General features: G+C 74.4%; 1 protein-coding gene and 1 pseudogene. One reads left to right on the plus strand and one right to left on the minus strand.

Annotation, left to right across the window (positions count from 1 at the left end; genetic code table 11):
- Nucleotides 1-187, minus strand: a pseudogene (locus tag CCN44_RS47075) (winged helix-turn-helix transcriptional regulator); the annotation flags it as partial.
- On the opposite strand from CCN44_RS47075, the gene CCN44_RS41335 reads away from it, so the two are divergent.
- Nucleotides 156-519, plus strand: a 364-nt coding sequence (locus CCN44_RS41335) for an NADPH-dependent F420 reductase (RefSeq protein ID WP_208639944.1), incomplete at its 3' end; no start/stop codon positions are given. The pseudogene CCN44_RS47075 and the gene CCN44_RS41335 overlap by 32 nt on opposite strands.

A 519-nucleotide genomic window follows, 5' to 3' on the forward strand; every position in this document is an offset into this window, starting at 1 on the left:
GCACCACGGCGTTCCAGGTGTTGGAGAGCAGGTCGAAGGCGAGGCGGGCGCGGCAGTCGGCGAGGAAGGCGTCGGTCGTCACGTACCAGATGGTGCCTGAGCGGCCCTCTAGCGTCGGTGCGAACGGTCGGAACAGGCACGGAGAGGACCGCGTGATGAGAATCGGCGTACTGGGAACGGGCAGCATGGCCGACGCGCTCGCCACCCACTGGGTGCGGGCCGGGCACGAGGTGACCATCGGGGGACGGGACGCGCACAAGGCGGAGCGGCTCGCGACACGCATCGGGGGCGGCGCGAAGCCCGGCAGTCTGCGGGCGGCGGCCGAGTCCGGTCAGGAGGTGGTGCTGGCCGCGCTGCCCTTCGGGGCGGGCGCGGACGTGGCCGGGGAACTGCGCGCGGCCCTGGAGGGCAAGGTCCTGCTCGACTGCTCCAACCCGGTCGGGCCGGGCTTCCGGCTGCTGACGGAAGGAGGCCCCTCGGCCGCGCGGCGACTGGCTGCGGCGGCGCCGGGAGCGCACG

The sequence above is a fragment of the Streptomyces tricolor genome (assembly GCF_002155905.1).
Classification (GTDB): Bacteria; Actinomycetota; Actinomycetes; order Streptomycetales; family Streptomycetaceae; genus Streptomyces; species Streptomyces tricolor.